This window comes from Kitasatospora sp. SolWspMP-SS2h (assembly GCF_003259315.1).
In the GTDB taxonomy this organism is placed as follows: Bacteria; Actinomycetota; Actinomycetes; order Streptomycetales; family Streptomycetaceae; genus Kitasatospora; species Kitasatospora fiedleri.
This window is the reverse complement of record NZ_QLLT01000001.1, coordinates 271,861-288,295: the sequence shown is the minus strand read 5'-3', so window position 1 is coordinate 288,295 and position 16,435 is coordinate 271,861. Positions and strand designations below refer to the sequence as shown.

General features: G+C 73.9%; 17 protein-coding genes. 12 read left to right on the top strand and 5 right to left on the bottom strand.

What is annotated here, in order from left to right:
- Positions 1 to 35: 35 nt before the first annotated feature.
- Both K353_RS01210 and K353_RS01205 read left to right on the top strand, forming a co-directional pair.
- Entirely contained in the window at positions 36 to 683 is a 648-nt protein-coding gene (locus K353_RS01210) for an HD family hydrolase (RefSeq protein WP_111551647.1), read from the top strand.
- A gap of 203 nt (positions 684 to 886) precedes the next feature.
- On the top strand, positions 887 to 1,957 hold the full coding sequence (locus tag K353_RS01205; protein ID WP_111551646.1) for a glycoside hydrolase family 43 protein: 1,071 nt from the start codon (positions 887 to 889) through the stop codon (positions 1,955 to 1,957).
- Positions 1,958 to 2,032: 75 nt separating this feature from the next.
- On the opposite strand, the gene K353_RS01200 is transcribed toward K353_RS01205, so the two are convergent.
- Positions 2,033 to 2,563: an MOSC domain-containing protein gene (locus K353_RS01200; protein WP_111551845.1), complete on the bottom strand. Its 531-nt coding sequence runs from the start codon at positions 2,561 to 2,563 to the stop codon at positions 2,033 to 2,035.
- A gap of 102 nt (positions 2,564 to 2,665) precedes the next feature.
- Positions 2,666 to 3,583, bottom strand: coding sequence for a LysR family transcriptional regulator (locus K353_RS01195; RefSeq protein ID WP_111551844.1), 918 nt, complete (start codon positions 3,581 to 3,583; stop codon positions 2,666 to 2,668).
- An 83-nt stretch (positions 3,584 to 3,666) separates the two neighbouring features.
- On the opposite strand from K353_RS01195, the gene K353_RS01190 reads away from it, so the two are divergent.
- The 3 genes from K353_RS01190 to K353_RS01180 are packed head-to-tail and all read left to right on the top strand — an operon-like array spanning position 3,667 to position 7,105.
- On the top strand, positions 3,667 to 4,407 hold the full coding sequence (locus K353_RS01190) for a succinate dehydrogenase cytochrome b subunit (protein WP_111551645.1): 741 nt from the start codon (positions 3,667 to 3,669) through the stop codon (positions 4,405 to 4,407).
- A 29-nt stretch (positions 4,408 to 4,436) separates the two neighbouring features.
- The gene (locus tag K353_RS01185; protein WP_111551644.1) at positions 4,437 to 6,380 is read left to right on the top strand and encodes a fumarate reductase/succinate dehydrogenase flavoprotein subunit; all 1,944 of its coding nucleotides are present in this window, start codon (positions 4,437 to 4,439) and stop codon (positions 6,378 to 6,380) included.
- Entirely contained in the window at positions 6,377 to 7,105 is a 729-nt protein-coding gene (locus K353_RS01180) for a succinate dehydrogenase/fumarate reductase iron-sulfur subunit (protein ID WP_111551643.1), read from the top strand. Before K353_RS01185 ends, K353_RS01180 begins: the two co-directional genes overlap by 4 nt.
- A gap of 42 nt (positions 7,106 to 7,147) precedes the next feature.
- Here the strand turns inward: K353_RS01180 and K353_RS01175 are convergent, their stop codons facing one another.
- On the bottom strand, positions 7,148 to 7,411 hold the full coding sequence (locus tag K353_RS01175; RefSeq protein ID WP_199527939.1) for a hypothetical protein: 264 nt from the start codon (positions 7,409 to 7,411) through the stop codon (positions 7,148 to 7,150).
- A 172-nt stretch (positions 7,412 to 7,583) separates the two neighbouring features.
- Entirely contained in the window at positions 7,584 to 8,597 is a 1,014-nt protein-coding gene (locus K353_RS01165) for an alpha/beta fold hydrolase (RefSeq protein ID WP_111551642.1), read from the bottom strand.
- A gap of 160 nt (positions 8,598 to 8,757) precedes the next feature.
- On the opposite strand from K353_RS01165, the gene K353_RS01160 reads away from it, so the two are divergent.
- Positions 8,758 to 9,393 (top strand): helix-turn-helix domain-containing protein, encoded by a 636-nt coding sequence (locus K353_RS01160; RefSeq protein WP_111551641.1) that lies wholly within the window; start codon positions 8,758 to 8,760, stop codon positions 9,391 to 9,393.
- Positions 9,394 to 9,430: 37 nt separating this feature from the next.
- Here K353_RS01160 and K353_RS01155 read toward each other — a convergent pair whose 3' ends face one another.
- Positions 9,431 to 10,519 carry a LuxR C-terminal-related transcriptional regulator gene (locus K353_RS01155; RefSeq protein ID WP_111551640.1) on the bottom strand — a complete coding sequence of 363 codons (1,089 nt, stop codon included), beginning with the start codon at positions 10,517 to 10,519 and terminating at the stop codon, positions 9,431 to 9,433.
- 137 nt (positions 10,520 to 10,656) lie between these two features.
- Between K353_RS01155 and K353_RS34135 the strand changes: the two genes are divergently transcribed.
- The 6 genes from K353_RS34135 to K353_RS01130 all read left to right on the top strand — a co-directional run bounded on the left by K353_RS34135 (position 10,657) and on the right by K353_RS01130 (position 16,392).
- On the top strand, positions 10,657 to 10,833 hold the full coding sequence (locus tag K353_RS34135) for a hypothetical protein (RefSeq protein ID WP_158585306.1): 177 nt from the start codon (positions 10,657 to 10,659) through the stop codon (positions 10,831 to 10,833).
- Positions 10,834 to 11,330: 497 nt separating this feature from the next.
- A complete protein-coding gene (locus tag K353_RS01150) occupies positions 11,331 to 12,563 on the top strand; it encodes an ATP-grasp domain-containing protein (protein ID WP_111551639.1) in 1,233 nt (410 codons plus the stop codon).
- A 1-nt stretch (position 12,564) separates the two neighbouring features.
- Positions 12,565 to 13,842 carry an acetyl-CoA carboxylase biotin carboxylase subunit family protein gene (locus tag K353_RS01145; protein ID WP_111551638.1) on the top strand — a complete coding sequence of 426 codons (1,278 nt, stop codon included), beginning with the start codon at positions 12,565 to 12,567 and terminating at the stop codon, positions 13,840 to 13,842.
- 122 nt (positions 13,843 to 13,964) lie between these two features.
- A complete protein-coding gene (thyX, locus tag K353_RS01140; protein WP_100838921.1) occupies positions 13,965 to 14,714 on the top strand; it encodes an FAD-dependent thymidylate synthase in 750 nt (249 codons plus the stop codon).
- A complete protein-coding gene (locus tag K353_RS01135; protein ID WP_111551637.1) occupies positions 14,714 to 15,274 on the top strand; it encodes a TIGR00730 family Rossman fold protein in 561 nt (186 codons plus the stop codon). The genes thyX and K353_RS01135 overlap by 1 nt, the downstream gene beginning before the upstream one ends.
- 122 nt (positions 15,275 to 15,396) lie before the next feature.
- Entirely contained in the window at positions 15,397 to 16,392 is a 996-nt protein-coding gene (locus K353_RS01130) for an aspartyl/asparaginyl beta-hydroxylase domain-containing protein (RefSeq protein ID WP_111551636.1), read from the top strand.
- Positions 16,393 to 16,435: the final 43 nt, after the last annotated feature.

Below are 16,435 nucleotides of genomic sequence, written 5' to 3'. Positions count from 1 at the left end.
GGACCGCCCCGCGGCCCAGTGGCAGGATGGGCGGCATGAGCGAAGAGACCCGGCCCCTGCTCGTCGACCGCACGCCCTTCCCCGAGGGGCTGGACGAGCGGCTGCGCGCCCAGCTGACCTTCCTGGTGGAGGTGGACCGGCTCAAGACCGTCCTGCGCCAGTCGCCGCTGGCCGCCGCCGACCGGCGCGAGAACGACGCCGAGCACTCCTGGCACCTGGCGATGATGGTCACCGTCCTGGCCGAGTACGCCGACGAGCCGATCGACGTCGGCCACACCGTCCGACTGGTGCTGCTGCACGACCTGGTGGAGATCCACGCCGGGGACACCCCGCTGTACGACGACGCGGGGGCCGTCGACCAGGCGGAGCGCGAGGCGGCCGCCGCGGACGAGCTGTTCGGGCTGCTGCCCGCCGACCAGACCCGCCTGCTGCGCGCGCACTGGGACGAGTTCGAGGCCCGCCGCACCCCCGAGGCCCGGTTCGCCAAGGCGATGGACCGCCTCCAGCCCCTGCTGCTCAACTGGCTGGCCCGTGGCGGCACCTGGCGCACCCCCGGTGTCACCGCGGCCGACGTCCGGGCCCGCAAGGCCGTCATCGGCGACGCCTCCACCCCGCTGTGGGAGGCCGCCCGCCGGCTGATCGACGAGGGGGAGGCCCGCGGCTGGTCGCGCCCCGCGCCCTGAGTCCGCCGCCCGGGCCCTGAGTCCGCCGCCCGGGCCTCGCGTCCCGAGCCCCCGCCCGGACCGGCGGCCGCGCCACGGGTGTTGACATGTTCAGCGTCGGTCGGGATCCTGCGGAGGAGCGCTCTTCCAACGTTGCAGAGCCCGACGCGCCAGCACCGGCCGGGCCGGTGCCCGGCCCCGGGCCCACCACGGATCGGGACACCATGAAGCCTTCCCGCCGCCTGTCCGGCGCCCTCGCCCTCACCCTGTCCGCCGTCCTCGCCGCCGCGCTGTCCACCGCGGTCACCGCCCCGGCCGAAGCGGCCCAGACCGGCCTGCGGGCCGCGGACCCCAGCGTGCTGCGGGTCGGCGGCACGTACGTCGCGGTGCAGTCCACCGGCGCGGGCATCGCCGTCCGGCAGGCCGCCTCGACGGCCGCGCTGGCCTCGGCGCCCGCCCGGCAGGTCTGGTCGGACACCGCCGGGCGCGGCGAGGTGTGGGCGCCGGAGATCGTGGTGGACGGCGGCCGCTACTACATCTACTTCTCGGCCGGCCGCGGCGCGGCCCACCGGATGTACGCCATCAGCTCCGCCAGCCCCGACAGCGGCTACGGCGCCGAGACGAAACTGGCCCTGCCGGACGACAAGTGGGCCATCGACGGCACCCTGTTCACCTTCAACGGGCAGCGCTGGTTCGTCTGGTCCGGCTGGGCCGGCGACACCAACGTCGAGCAGAACCTCTACATCGCCCGGATGAACACCCCGACCGCGCCGACCGGCGCCCGCCACGTCATCTCCCAGCCCCGGGAGAGCTGGGAGCGGGTGGTCGGCAACCCGTTCATCAACGAGGCGCCCGAGGCGATCAAGGACCCCGACGGGCAACTGCACGTCACGTACTCCGCCAACGGCAGCTGGAGCGACCAGTACTGCCTGGCCGACCTGCGGCTGCGGGCCGGCGGCGACCCGACGTACGTGTGGGACTGGTACAAGTCCAACGGCTGCCTGTTCGGCTCCCACCGCGAGACGATGATGTCCGGCTGGGACCCGACCCTGTACGTCGACGGCCCCGGCCACCACACCTTCGTCCTGCTGAACGGCGACATCAACACCAGCCCGCCCGCCGGGCCGACCTTCCCCCTGATGTTCCACGCCGTCCCCAAGGGCACGCCCTACTCCTGGGCCAACCGGTCCTGGTACACCGGCACGTTCGCCTGGTGGGGCGGCACCACCTACCGCCGCGCCAACGTCCCCGGCCCCACCGCCGACACCGGCTGGAGCCTGAAGTTCTTCGAGTGACCGGCCGGGGCCAGGCCCTCCTCGGACCCGGACCCGGGCTCAGACCCGGACCCGGACTGGGACCCGGACCCGGACTCAGACGCGTTCGAGCGGGCGGTGCGGCCCGGGCGGCAGCGTGACGGTGACGCCGTCGCCGGGGCGGATCTCGCCGCCGGAGCGGACCACGCCCATGACGCCCGCCTTGCGGACCACCGCCCCGGTCTCGTCCCGCCCCACCACCTGCTTGAGCAGGCCGTGCCGGAAGGCGTCGATCTGCCCGCACGGGTTGCGCAGCCCGGTCACCTCGACCACCGCCTCGGCGCCGAGCCGCAGCAGCGCCCCGACGGGGAGGCCCAGCAGGTCCACGCCCCGGGTGGTGACGTTCTCGCCCAACTGCCCGGGCCCGACGGTGAATCCGGCCCGCGCCAGCTCCTCGAACAGTTCGGCGTGCATCAGGTGCACCTGCCGCAGGTTCGGCTGGGTCGGGTCCTGCGCCACCCGGGAGCGGTGTCTGACCGTCACCCCCGCGTGCACGTCCCCCTCGACCCCGAGACCCGCCAGCAGGCGGATGCCGTCCCGGTTCGGCTTCGTGAACGCGTACTCCCCGTTGCTGCTGACCGCCACCACGCTTCCGGACACCCGGACCACCCCTCGTCGCACCGATGTTCCGTGCACCCACCCTACGGGCAGCCCCGGCGGCGGTCCGCGGCGGGGGCCCGGCCGCGGCGGTCAGGGCAGCAGCCGGGTGCCGGGCGGGAGGGAGTCGGTGCGGTCGGCCTCGTGGAGGTGGGCGAGCAGGGTATCGCGGAAGGCGCCCGCGGCGCGGGTCAGCGGGAGGTCGCGGCCGTACGCGACGGCGATGGTGCGGCCGAGGCCGGGCGGGGCGAAGGGGGTGGTGGGGAGGTTGGCGCTGGCGGCGACCATGCCGGGGACGACCGCGGGGCCCAGGCCGGCCCGGACGGCGGCCAGGACGGCGTCCATCTCGCCGCCCTCGACGGCGTAGACCGGTTCGAACCCGGCGGCGCGGCAGGCCGCGAGGGTGGTCTCGCGCAGGTCGTAGCCCTCGCGGAACATCACCAGGCCCCGGCCGCGCAGGTCGGTGATCCGGGCCCGGCCGCGGGAGAGCGGGTCGGCCGAGACCAGCACCAGGTCCTCGTGCAGCAGCGGGGTGACGGCGAGCGGGGCGGGCGGCGCGGAGGCCGGGGTGATGACCAGCGCGAGGTCCAGCTCGCCGGCCTCCAGGTCGCGGACCAGGTCCCGGGAGCCGCCCTCGGTGAGGTGCAGGTCGACGCCGGGGTGCCGGGCCCGGTACGCGCGCAGCACCTCCGGGACCAGGCTGGCGCAGAGCGAGGGCGGGGCGCCGAAGCGGACCCGGCCCCGGCGCAGCTGCACCGTCTCGGCGACGGCCCGCCGGGCGCTGTCGGCGTCCGCGAGGATGCGCCGGGCCAGCGGCAGCAGGGCCTGCCCGGCGTCGGTCAGGGTCGTCCCGGAGCGCGAGCGGTGGAACAGCTCGGCGCCCAGCTCCCGCTCCAGGGCGCGGACCTGCTGGGAGAGCGAGGGCTGCGAGACGTGGCTCAGCTCGGCGGCCCGGGTGAAGTGCCGGGCGTCGGCGACCGCGACGAAGTAGGCGAGCTGCTGCAACTGCACACCGGCCATCATAGGCAATGCCTATCGTGAGACGCGTTTGCATGTCTTGGACATTCGGCAACGCCCGGCTTACGGTCATGGTCATGGCTTCTGCTACCCGGACGAACCGGGCGAACCGGACGGCCCCGGCCGCCGCCCCCGGCCGGCACCCGTCCTCCCTGGCGGCGCTCTGGCGCAGCTCCGTCGGCAAGAAGGCCGTGATGGCGGTCAGCGGCCTGGTGATGCTGGCGTACCTGGTCGCCCACATGCTCGGCAACCTCAAGATCTTCTTCGGCCCGGACGACATCAACGGGTACGCGCACTGGCTGCGCACCCTCGGCGAGCCGCTGCTGCACTACGGCTGGTTCCTCTGGCTGGCCCGCCTCGTCCTGGTGGCGGCCGTGGTCGCGCACGGCACCGCCGCCTACCAGCTCTCCCGCCGCGACCTGAAGGCCCGCCCGGTCAAGTACGCGCACCGGCGGCAGCGATCCACCTACGCGACCCGGACGATGCGCTGGGGCGGGGTGATCCTCGGGCTGTTCATCGTCTGGCACATCCTCGACCTGACCACCCTCACGGTGAACCCGGCCGCCGAGGAGGGCCACCCGTACCAGAACGTCGTGGCCTCGTTCTCGACCTGGTACTCGGGCGTCATCTACTGCCTGGCGATGCTGGCGCTCGGCCTGCACGTGCGGCACGGCTTCTGGAGCGCCGCGCAGACCCTGGGCGTCAACAACCCGCGCCGCGACCGGGCGCTCAAGCTCGGCGCGAACGCGCTGGCGCTGCTGCTGACCGCCGGGTTCCTGTCGGTGCCGGTGGCCGTGATGGCCGGACTGGTCCGATGAACCCTCCACACCCCACCGGGAGTCCGGCCATGAGCTACCTCGACTACACCCTCGGCGACCCGGTCGCCGACACCACCGCCCCGGGCGGGCCGATCGAACAGCGCTGGGAGCGGCGGCGGTTCGAGGCCAAGCTGGTCAACCCGGCCAACCGCCGCAAGCACACCGTGATCGTGGTCGGCACCGGCCTGGCCGGCGGCGCGGCCGGCGCCACCCTGGCCGAACAGGGCTACCACGTCGTCCAGTTCTGCTTCCAGGACTCCCCGCGGCGGGCCCACTCGATCGCCGCGCAGGGCGGCATCAACGCGGCCAAGAACTACCGCAACGACGGCGACTCGGTGCGCCGGCTGTTCTACGACACCGTCAAGGGCGGCGACTTCCGGGCCCGCGAGTCCAACGTGCACCGCCTCGCCGAGGTCTCGGTGGAGATCATCGACCAGTGCGTGGCCCAGGGCGTCCCGTTCGCCCGCGAGTACGGCGGCCTGCTCGACACCCGCTCCTTCGGCGGCGTCCAGGTCTCCCGCACCTTCTACGCCCGCGGCCAGACCGGCCAGCAGCTGCTGCTCGGCGCCTACCAGGCGCTGTCCCGGCAGATCGCCGCCGGGAACGTCGAGATGCACCCGCGCACCGAGATGCTCGACCTGCTGGTGGTCGACGGCCGGGCCCGCGGCATCGTCGCCCGCGACCTGGTCACCGGCGAGATCCGCTCGTACACCGCGGACGCCGTGGTGCTCGCCACCGGCGGCTACGGCAACGTCTTCTACCTCTCCACCAACGCCAAGAACTCCAACGCGACGGCGATCTGGCGCGCCCACCGGCGCGGCGCCCTGTTCGCCAACCCGTGCTTCACCCAGATCCACCCGACCTGCATCCCGCGCTCCGGCGACCACCAGTCCAAGCTCACCCTGATGAGCGAGTCGCTGCGCAACGACGGCCGAATCTGGGTGCCGAAGGCGAAGGGTGACACCCGCCCGCCCGGGCAGATCCCCGAGGACGAGCGCGACTACTACCTGGAGCGGATCTACCCGGCGTTCGGCAACCTGGTGCCGCGCGACATCGCCTCCCGGGCCGCCAAGGTGGTCTGCGACGAGGGCCGCGGCGTCGGCCCCGGCGGGCAGGGCGTCTACCTGGACTTCGCCGACGCCGTCGCCCGGCTCGGCCGGGACGCCGTCGAGGCCAAGTACGGCAACCTGTTCGAGATGTACGAGCGGATCACCGCCGAGGACCCGTACACCGTCCCGATGCGGATCTACCCCGCCATCCACTACACGATGGGCGGCCTCTGGGTCGACTACGACCTCCAGACCACCGTCCCCGGCCTGTTCGCGATCGGCGAGGCCAACTTCTCCGACCACGGCGCCAACCGGCTCGGCGCCAGCGCCCTGATGCAGGGCCTGGCCGACGGCTACTTCGTGCTGCCGCCCACCCTCAACGACTACCTCGGCCGCACCAAGCTCCTCGCCGTCCCCGCCGACCACCCCGAACTCGCCGCCGTGGAGGCCGAGTCCGCCGACCGGCTGAACCTGATCCTGGCCGTCGACGGCGACCGCACCCCCGACTCGTTCCACCGCGAACTCGGCGAACTCCTCTGGGAGGAGTGCGGCATGGCCCGCGACGAGGCCGGACTGCGCCGCGCGCTGGAGCGCATCCCGGAGATCCGGGACGAGTTCTGGCGCCGGATCAAGGTGCCCGGCACCGGCGAGGAGCTCAACCAGGCCCTGGAGAAGGCCAACCGGCTGGTCGACTACTTCGAACTCGCCGAACTCATGTGCCTGGACGCGCTGCACCGCGCCGAGTCCTGCGGCGGCCACTTCCGCACCGAGTCCGCCACCCCCGAGGGCGAGGCCGCCCGCCGCGACGAGGAGTTCGGCTACGCCGCCGCCTGGGAGTTCACCGGCACCGGCACCGCCCCCGTCCTGCACAAGGAACAGCTCGTCTTCGAGCACGTCCACCCCACCCAACGGAGCTACGCGTGAACCTCACCCTGCGCATCTGGCGCCAGCAAGGCCCGGACACCCCGGGCGAGATGACCGAGTACCGGGTCTCCGGCATCAGCGCGGACATGTCCTTCCTGGAGATGCTCGACACCCTCAACGAGGAACTGATCCTGCGCGGCGAACGCCCGGTCGCCTTCGACCACGACTGCCGCGAAGGCATCTGCGGCGCCTGCGGCATGGTCATCAACGGCCAGGCCCACGGCCCCGAACGCACCACCACCTGCCAGCTGCACATGCGGCACTTCGACGACGGCGACACCATCGACGTCGAACCCTGGCGGGCCGGCGCGTTCCCCGTGGTCCGCGACCTGGTGGTCGACCGCTCCGCGTTCGACCGGATCATCGGCTCCGGCGGCTACATCACCGCCTCCACCGGATCCGCCCCCGAGGCGCACGCCACGGCCGTCCCCAAGGAGGCCGCCGACCTGGCCTTCGAGCACGCCGAGTGCATCGGCTGCGGGGCCTGCGTCGCCGCCTGCCCCAACGGCTCCGCGATGCTGTTCACCGCCGCCAAGGTGGTCCACCTCAACGTCCTCCCGCAGGGCGCCCCCGAACGCGCCTCCCGGGTGCGGAACATGGTGGAGACCATGGACGACGAGGGCTTCGGCGGCTGCACCAACACCGGCGAGTGCGCCACCGCCTGCCCCAAGGGCATCCCGCTGTCCGGCATCGCCCGCCTGAACCGCGAGTTCCTGCGCAGCTGAGGAAGCCCGACCCGCCCTCCCCGCGCACGTACTGACGGTACGTCAGATGTCGCGCGGGGAGGCCGGCGGCAGCGGGCCCGGGCCCTCGACGATCCGGATGGTCGGCGCGGTCTCCAGGTGCTGCACCCCCGGCAGCGCCGCCACCCCGGTGGTCAGGTGGGCGTACGGCTCCCGCGCGCTGCGGGTGATCACCACGGCGCGCAGGTTGCCCGGGCCGGTGCTCGGCGGGCTGCTCACCCGGCAGTTCGGCCGGCGCTCGATCTTCCTGGTCGACCTGCCGATCGCCGCCGTCGCCGCCCGGCTCACCGTCCGCCACCTCACCGCCCCCGGACGCTTCGACCTGCCCGGCGCCGCCGCCCTCGCCCTCGCCGCCTTCACCACCGTCGAACCGCGCACCGCCCGGCCCCTGCTGGACCTGCGCCCGTTCCGCCGCCGCACGTCGCCAAGGAGTCCTCCGGGCAGCGGTCCTGACTGTCCGTCAGTTCGACGGCAGGGAGTCGAGCCAGGAGGTCAGCAGCCCGTTGACCTCCTCGGCGCGCTCCTGCTGCACCCAGTGGCCGCAGCCCTCCAGCAGGTGGGCGGAGACCAGCCCGGGCAGCGTGGCCGGGAAGGCGTCGATCGCCTCCGCCATCCAGGTGGTCGAGGCGTCCCGCGTCCCGCCGACGAACAGCGCGGGCTGCTCTAGCGGACGCCCGGCCAAGGGCGCCAGCTCCGCCCAGTCCCGGTCCATGTTCCGGTAGCGGTTCAGCGCGCCGGTCAGGCCGGTGCGCTCGAACTCGCCCGCGTAGAAGTCGAGATCGGCCTCCGACAGCCAGGACGGCCGCACCCCGCGCGGGAAGCGCTCGCGCAGCGTCCCGCCCGGGGCCCGGGAGACGAAGTGCGGGTCCTGCGCGTCCGGGCCGGGCATGGTGTCGGCGGACAGCGCGGCGAAGAACCCGGCCAGCCAGCCCCGGACGTCCGGCTCGATCTCCGCCTCCGCCCGGCCCGGACGCTGGAAGTACGAGACGTAGAACTCCTCCGGCCCGCCCATCCCGGCGAACACCTCGCCCGGCCGCGGCCCGCCCGGCGGGGCGTACGGCACGCTCAGCAGGCCCACCGCGCGGAACACCTCCGGGTGCAGCAGGGCGGACGCGGCCGCGATGTTCGACCCCCAGTCGTGCCCGACCACCACCGCCGTCCCCGCGCCCGACTCCCGCACCAGCGCCAGGTTGTCCGCCACCAGCTCCCGCATCCGGTACGCCGCCGGATCGTCCGGCCGGCACGACCGCCCGTACCCGCGCACGTCCGGCGCCACCGCCCGGTACCCCGCCGCGGCGAGCGCCGGCAGCTGGTGCCGCCACGAGTACCAGGACTCCGGGAACCCGTGCACCAGCAGCACCAGCGGCCCGTCCCCCTGCTCCACCAGGTGCAGCGGCCCCGCGGGCCCGGCGACGGTGCGGTGCCGGGCCCCGGCGGCCGGGCCGGACCCGGCGGTCTCCTGCGGTACGGACATGACGGCTCCTCCAAGGGGCTGGACGGGGGACCGGCCAAGGGGCCGGACGGCGGCGGGAACGCCCCGGCGCCGGGAACGGGTCGATCATGCGCCGCCCCGCCCCGCCCGGGCGACTACCCTTGCCGGATCGGCAACGCCGCAGCTGAGGGGAGGGCCCGGGATGACCGGCAGCGAGGAGGTGGCGCACCTGCTGGCCACCATGGGCCCGCGCCTGCGCGCCGCCCGGGCCCGCGACGGCCGCGGCCTCGGCGAGGTGTGCCGGGCCACCGGCCTCACCCCCAGCACGCTGTCCCGGATGGAGAACGGCCACCGCCACCCCACCCTGGAGGTGCTGCTCCTGCTGGCCCGGGAGTACCGCGTCCCGCTCGACGAACTGGCCGGCACCGCGCCCGCGCGACCGGCACCGCTGCGGGGCGCGGACGACAAGGCGGTGCTCCCGCTGACCCGCTACGTCGGCGGCCTGCACGCGCACAAGCACGTCCTGCCCGCCACGGCCGCCGCCGCCACCGACACCGCCGCCCCCACCGACACCACTGCCGCCGCCGACACCACCGCCGCCGACGGGCCCCCGCCCCGGCCGCGCCAGGTCTCCCACCCCGGCCACGAGTGGCTCTGCGTGCTCTCCGGGCGGCTCCGGCTGACCCTCGGCGACCGCGAGCTGGTGCTGGCCGCCGGGGAGGTCGCCGAGTTCGACACCCGCACCCCGCACGGGGTCGCCAACGCCGCCCCGGACCGCCCGGTCGAGTACCTGGTGATGTTCGGCCCGCAGGGCGAACGCCTGCGCGTCCGCAGCTGACGCCGAGCGGCCGGAATCCCGTGTCGCCGGGGGGCGTTCAGGCCGCCCCGCTCGGCGCGCCGCTCGGCACCCCGCCCCGCAGGCCGTCGCCGGACAGTGCCTCGGAACGGCCCAGCTGGTAGGCCATCTGGACCCGGCTCTGGGCGTCGTACGCCTTGAGGATCTTGGCGATGTGGGCCCGGCAGGTGCGGACGTTGAGGCTCATCCGGCGGGCTATCGCGTCGTCCGGTTCGCCGTCCACCAGCATCCGCAGGATGGTCTGCTGGACTTCGTTCAGCCCTCGTCCGGCCGAGCCGCCGCGGTAGCGGACGTCGTACGGGCTGGCCCGCCGCCAGTCGCGCTCGAAGGTGTCGGTCAGGTAGGCGACCAGGGCGGGGTGGCGGACCAGCACCGCGCGGCGGCTGTCCTGGGCGGCCGAGACGAAGGCCGTCCTGCGGTCGAAGATCATCAGCCGCTTGGGCAGCTCGTCGAGGGTGCGGACCTCCGCGCCCAGCGAGGACACCTTGGTCACGTAGTCCCGGATCGGCTCGCTGAACCGGGCCGGGTGCTGGTAGAGCGTGCGCAGGTGGGCGCCGCGGGCCAGCAGATCCTCGGCCTTGCCGAGCGCGCGGGCCAGCGCGTCCGCCCGGCGGCCGTTGCCGGGCTGGGCGGTGAGCGCCTCCTCGGTGCAGTCGCGCATCGCCTCGTCGATCGCCGAGGTGATCATGTCCAGGCCGACCAGGTCCTGCACGGGCGCCGCCTGCGGGCCCTCCTCGGACGCCTGGTCGTAGAGGTGCGAGAGCCGGGTCAACTCCCCGACCAGGCGCGAGCCGTGCTCCTCGATCCGGGCGGACTGCAGCCGCACCCGGCGGCGCACCGAGGCCGCGGCCAGCTGCGGGTCCACCGGGACCAGGCGGGCGGGCTCGGCGGCGTCTGCGGCGAGCAGCCCGAGCCGCAACAGCTGCTCACTGGCGGCCAGTTCGTCGGGGGAGAGGCAGGCGGCGGAGAGGCCGACGGGGCCCCCGCCGACCGCCGGGTTGGGCAGGCCGCCACTGCTCAGCGAGCGCACGTAGAGCCGCTCGGCGGCGGGGCTGAGCCGGGGGACGTCCTCCTGACCGGGATCACCGGTCCGGTGTTCGGTGTTCATGACCACCCTCATGTTCATGCTGTTCATCAACATGAGCCAGCTGATCGCTTGCTCGACTCGGCCGGTCGGCCAAGAATTGTGTGTGCGGACGGATACGGGTTCTCCGCAACCACCCACCTGTCAGAAGGATGTGACCGATGATCAGCCATGCCTCCAGCCACCTGCGGCGCTGGATCGCCCTGCTCCTCCTGCCGGCCGCCGCCGTGATCGGCGTGGCGGCGGTCGGAGCCGGCGCCGGGCACCCCGGCACCGGGCACGGCACCCGGGTGGTCGCGGACCTGGAATGGGACGTCACCCCCACCGGCGGTCACTGACCTCCGGACCGGCGGACGCGACCCACCGCCGACGGCTCAGCCGCCGTCGACCGATCTCCCGGGACAGGAACGCCGACATCGGACCGGAACGCGCACGGTCGGCACGCTCACGGTCGGCACGCTCACGACCGGAACTCTCGCAGCCGGAACTCTCGGGGCCGCGACTCTCGCGGCCGGAACTCCCGCAACCGGAACTCTCGCGGCCGGGACGCGCACGACCGGTTGCCGGAGCGTCGAGTACGTCCCCGACCTTCCTGGCACACCGCACATCCCAGCTCCCCGTGTAGCTGCCGCCCCCGGCGCGGCATGAACCGTCGCGCTCATGACCAGGGCCGATCGTAGCCAATGGAACGGCCCGATGTGCCGTTGTTCGACACTTCCGCACGCCGATCTACGCGCGTTCACATGCGGAAACACCTGATGCACCGTCAATTGTCCACATGTTCAAAGCACTTGCCCCCATCGCCGCTCCGGCCTGCCCGTCCAGGAGGACATCCATGAAGAAACTGCTGCTGATCGAGGCGAACGGCATGGTCGGTGGTGACCTGCTCGACGCGGCGCGGGAGTTGGGCGTCGAGGTGCACGTCGCCACCCACGAGGAGCTGTACCGCGACTACCGCCCCGAACTGAAGGAGAGGATCGACGGCACGGTCTTCACCGACCTCGGCGACACCGAGACGGCCGTCCGCGACCTGCTCTCCTTCGCCCGCGAGCGGGGCGTCGACGGCGTCGTCACCGGCTGGGAGTTCTTCTCCCCGCTGGTCACCCGGGTGGCCGCCGAACTCGGCCTGCCCGGACACGACCCGGAGAAGGCCGCCGCCGCCCGCAACAAGCGGGTGATGGCGCAGGTCTTCGACGCCGCCGGCGTCCCCGCACCGCGCACGGCCGTGGTGGCCGGCCCCGCCGAGGCCGCCGAGGCGCTGGCCCGGACCGGCCTCGACTACCCCGTGGTGGTCAAGCCGTGCGAGAACGCCGGCTCGGTCGGCGTCTCGGTGGTGCGCGGCGAGCAGGAGCTGGCCGCGGCGGTCGAGTTCGCCCAGGGCTGGCCGCGGGAGTTCCCGCACGGCACGCCGCTGGAGACCACCGTGCTGATCCAGGAGTACATCGGCGGGAAGGAGTTCAGCATCGAGACGGTGGTCTTCGAGGAGAAGTACCACCACCTGGCGATCACCGAGAAGTTCACCACCGACGACGCCACCCGCGCCGAGGTCGGCCACACCGTCCCCGCCGCGCTGGACGAGGCGGCCACCGAGGCGGTGCTCGCCACCGTCGAACAGGGCCTGGCCGCGCTGGGCTTCCGGTACGGCGTCGCGCACACCGAGCTCAAGCTGCTGGAGGACAACACCGCCCGGATCATCGAGGTCGGCGCCCGCCCGCCGGGCGACCACATCGTCAAGCTGGTCCGGGAGGCGACCGGCGTCAGCGAGGCCCGCGCCTACCTCCAGGCCGCGCTCGGCGACCACCCCGACGTGCTGCCCACCCACCGGCGGGCCGCCGCGATCCGCTTCCTCACCCCGCCGTCGGCCGGCGTGCTGCGCTCCGTCGAGCACCTCCCCGAGGGCCCGCACACGGTGGCCACCGCGCTGTACGCCGAACCCGGCAAGGAACTCGCCCGCCCGCAGGACAACATCTCCCGGGTCGGCCACTTCATCCTGACCGCCGAAACGGCCGAGGAGGTCAACCGGCTCGCCGCCGACGCCCTGGCCGCCGTCCGCATCGAGCTGGCCTGAGATGGCCCGCATCGCGCTGCTGCGCTCCATCGAGATCCAGCAGACCGACCCCTACGTCCGGGAGCTGGCCGGACCGGCCGCCGAGGCCGGCCTCACCCTCAAGCTGTTCCACACCGACGGCGAGTGCGGACCGGACGACTTCCCCGGCGAGTCCGAGAAGCTCCCGCCCGGCCTGAGCTGCGAGCAGATCGCCGACCGGATCGCCGCCTGGGGCGCCGACGGCGTCGTCTCGCTCTCCATACCCGACGAGAACGCGCTGCGTGACGCCGTGGTGCGCGAGAAGCTCGCCGCCCGCGGCATCCCGATGGTCATGCACAGCCCGGACGCCACCTGCGTGCTGGCCAACAAGTGGGAGACCAAGCGGCTGCTCGCCGCCCACGGCCTCGACACCCCCGACGGGCTGCTGGTCGACGGCGACCTGCTGCGCGGCCGCAGCGTCCAGGCCCCGGCCTACCAGGACCTGCTGCTGGCGCAGGCCGAGCGGATCGGCTACCCGCTGCTCTCCAAGCCGCTGTGGGACTGCCTCGCCACCGGCATCCGCTTCCTGCCCGACCGGGCGGCCCTGCGCGCCTACCTCGCCGACCCGTACGACGGCAGCACCGTCCTGGAGCACTGCGTCACCGGCGAACTCTGCTCGGTCGAGGTGGTCGGCCGGCCCGGGCACTACGCCCTCCAGCCGCTGATCTGGAAGGGGCCGACCGGCGGCGCCCCGTCCTTCGTCTTCGACACCGTCCGCTACACCGCGCCGCGCCCCGGCCCCGACCGGGACTTCCGGCCGGTCGCCGAGCGGCTGCTGCGGCTGTGCGAGGACCTCGGGATCGAGGGCGCCATCGAGGTCGAGATGATCCACGCCGACGGCGGCTACCAGGTCATCGAGATCAACCCCCGGGTCTCCGGCTCCACCACGCTCTCCATCGCGGCCTCCGGCGACAACACCTACGCCGCGCTGCTCTCGCTGCTGCTCGGTACCTGGGAGCAGCAGGCCCCCGGCTTCGGCCGCCGCCGCCGGCTCGCCCTGCAACTGCCGATCCGCCGGGCCACCCCCGCGCTCACCGCGCTGCTGCGCGAACGCCTCGACCTGGTCCGGGCCAGCGAGTTCCACATCGACGGCCAGGCGTACGCCAACACCGTGCTCACCTGCGAGTTCGACCGCCGGGACGAACTCGCCGCGACACTGCGCGAGTTGACGGCCGAGCACGGGCTGCTCACCCCCGGCGTGCTCGACCTGGCCGAGCAGCTCCTGGCCGCCCCCGTCCCGCTGGCCGCCGCCACGGCCTGACCGGCGCACCACCCGTACCGCCCCGTACTGCCCGTCCCACTGCGCACCACCCGAACCACCCGAACCACGCGCACCACGCGCACCAGGCACACCACCTGACCGAACCGAGAGGAACCGCCACCATGCTGGTCAGCGAGCAGGGCTCCGTCCTGGACACCGCCCCCGGCGTCGAACTGCGCAGCGACATCTCCGTCGAACTGGTCGACCACCGGGCCAGCGACGCCGGCGTCGTCCGGGCCGCCCGGGTCTCCACCATCGGCGAGGACGCCCAGATCGAGGACAAGGGCGAGGGCTACAGCGCCGGACTCCTCAACTACCTGATGAAGAGCCGCCACGGCAGCCCCTTCGAGCACAACTACATGACCTTCCTGATCACCGCGCCGATCTTCACCGTCCGCCACCTGATGCGCCACCGCACCTGGTCGTTCAACGAGGAGAGCGCCCGCTACCGGGAGCTGCGTCCGGTCTTCTACGTCCCGGACGGCGAGCGCCTGCTGCGCCAGAAGGGCAAGCCCGGCCACTACCAGTACGTCCCGGGCACCGACCAGGACCACGAGCAGATCCTCACCTCCGCGCACGCCGTCTACGCCAAGGCGTACGAGGAGTACACCGCGATGCTGGAGTCCGGCATCGCCCGCGAGATCGCCCGCATGGTGCTGCCGGTGGCCACCTACTCCTCGGTGTACGCGACCTGCAACTCCCGCGGCCTGATGCACTTCCTGAGCCTGCGCACCAACCGCGCCGACGCCACCTACCCCTCGCACCCGCAGCGCGAGATCGAGCTGGTCGCCGAGCAGATGGAGGACGCCTGGAAGGCCCTGATGCCGGTCACCCACGCGGCCTTCGAGACCTACGGCCGGGTCAGCCCCTGATGCGGGTCACCGTCTACGCCGGCTCCTCGGCGGGCCGGGACGAGGTGTACGCCCGGGAGGCCGCCGCCTTCGCCCGCGAACTCGCCGAGGCCGGGCACGAGATCGTCTACGGCGGCGGCAGCGTCGGACTGATGGGCGTGGTCGCCGACAGCGCGATGGCGGCGGGCGGCCGGGTCACCGGCGTCATCCCGCGCTCGCTGCACGACGCCGAGGTCGCCCACCTCGGCCTCACCGAACTGCACGTGGTCGACACCATGCACGAGCGCAAGGACCTGATGGCCCGGCTCGGCGACTGCTTCGTCGCCCTGCCGGGCGGCCTGGGCACCGTCGAGGAGCTCTTCGAGGTCTGGGCCTGGCTGATCCTCGGGCACCACGGCAAACCGGTCACCGTCCTGAACACCGACGGCTACTGGGACGGCCTGCTCGACACGGTCGGGGGCATCGCCCGGGCCGGGTTCATGCGGCCCGAGGAGAGCGCCTCGCTGGTCCCGGTCCGCAAGGCCGGCGACCTGCTCGCGCTCTGCGACAGCTGGCGGCCCCCGCCGCCGCGCTGGGCCTGACCGGCCCCGGACACCGCCACGGACCCCCACCGGCACCGCAGCGGCACCACCACGGGCACCCCCTACCGGCACCGCAGCAGCACCACCCGCCGTCACCACCCACCGACCGAGAAAGGCAGTCCGTGCAGCAGCGCATGGCCACCCCCGCCTTCTCCCGACTGCCCCGCTCCGCCCGGCTGGACGGCGACTTCGACGTCGTCCGGCTGGGCGCGGAGCTGGCGGCGCTGCGCCAGGTCCACTGGCACCGCCGCCGGCGCTACCCGGCCCAGGCCCTCACCGCCGTCCCCGAGCAGTGGCGCACCCTGCCGCTGCGCAGCATCGGCGGCGACCCCGAGCGCACCGACGCCGGCGGCCCCGACCGCGACGACTTCGCCGACACCCCGTGGCTGGCCGGCGCCCCGTACCTCGCCGAGGTGCTGGACGCCCTGCCCGCCGCCAAACGGGCCGTCCGGCTGATGGCGCTCGCCCCCGGGGCCAGCGGCGCCCCGCACCGCGACACCAAGAACGGCCTGGCCTGGGGCACCGTCCGGCTCTACCTGCCGCTCACCGCCCGCCCCGGCGCCGGACTGGTCATCGAGGGCGAACCGCAGCAGTGGACACCGGGCACCCTCTGGTACGGCGACGTCAGCCGCAGCCACCGGCTGCTGCACCCCGGCACCGACGGCACCCCGGTCCACCTGGTCGCCGACCTGCTGCCCAACCGCGCCCTGCTGGACCTCTTCCCGCCCGTCTTCCGCACCCCCGAGGTGCTGGCCGAGAGCATCCTGGCCCGACCCCCGGCCCCGCTCGACGCCGCCGCCCGGGCCGCCCACGGCCTGCGCTTCGACGTCCCCGAGTCCTTCACCGACCGGGACGAGGCGGACGGCGCCTTCCTGCGCCACCAGCGCCGACTGACCAGCACCGTGCTGCTCCGCGCGGACCGGCTGTTCCTGACCGCGCCCGGCGAACCCGAGCTCGGCCTGGTCCACCTCGGCGGCGGCGAGTTCCGCTTCGCCGGCTGGACGGAGGAGCGCACCCTGCGGCTGCCCCGCCCCGGCGAGGTCCCGGCCGTCGTCCTGCGCACCCGCTGCGGCAGCACCGTCCGCGAAACGGCGGTGCCCGCCCGGCACGACACCTGACCGGCACCTGACCGGCACCTGACCGACCCCGGACCCCGGCCCG

Excerpts from the sequence above, each read along its gene's own strand:
- K353_RS01210 (WP_111551647.1), top strand. The coding sequence starts at position 36 with ATGAGCGAAGAGACCCGGCCCCTGCTCGTCGACCGCACGCCCTTCCCC.
- K353_RS01205 (WP_111551646.1), top strand. The coding sequence starts at position 887 with ATGAAGCCTTCCCGCCGCCTGTCCGGCGCCCTCGCCCTCACCCTGTCC.
- K353_RS01190 (WP_111551645.1), top strand. The coding sequence starts at position 3,667 with ATGGCTTCTGCTACCCGGACGAACCGGGCGAACCGGACGGCCCCGGCC.
- K353_RS01185 (WP_111551644.1), top strand. The coding sequence starts at position 4,437 with ATGAGCTACCTCGACTACACCCTCGGCGACCCGGTCGCCGACACCACC.
- K353_RS01165 (WP_111551642.1), bottom strand. The coding sequence starts at position 8,597 with ATGTCCGTACCGCAGGAGACCGCCGGGTCCGGCCCGGCCGCCGGGGCC.
- K353_RS01160 (WP_111551641.1), top strand. The coding sequence starts at position 8,758 with ATGACCGGCAGCGAGGAGGTGGCGCACCTGCTGGCCACCATGGGCCCG.
- K353_RS01155 (WP_111551640.1), bottom strand. The coding sequence starts at position 10,519 with ATGAACACCGAACACCGGACCGGTGATCCCGGTCAGGAGGACGTCCCC.
- K353_RS34135 (WP_158585306.1), top strand. The coding sequence starts at position 10,657 with ATGATCAGCCATGCCTCCAGCCACCTGCGGCGCTGGATCGCCCTGCTC.
- K353_RS01150 (WP_111551639.1), top strand. The coding sequence starts at position 11,331 with ATGAAGAAACTGCTGCTGATCGAGGCGAACGGCATGGTCGGTGGTGAC.
- K353_RS01145 (WP_111551638.1), top strand. The coding sequence starts at position 12,565 with ATGGCCCGCATCGCGCTGCTGCGCTCCATCGAGATCCAGCAGACCGAC.
- thyX (WP_100838921.1), top strand. The coding sequence starts at position 13,965 with ATGCTGGTCAGCGAGCAGGGCTCCGTCCTGGACACCGCCCCCGGCGTC.
- K353_RS01135 (WP_111551637.1), top strand. The coding sequence starts at position 14,714 with ATGCGGGTCACCGTCTACGCCGGCTCCTCGGCGGGCCGGGACGAGGTG.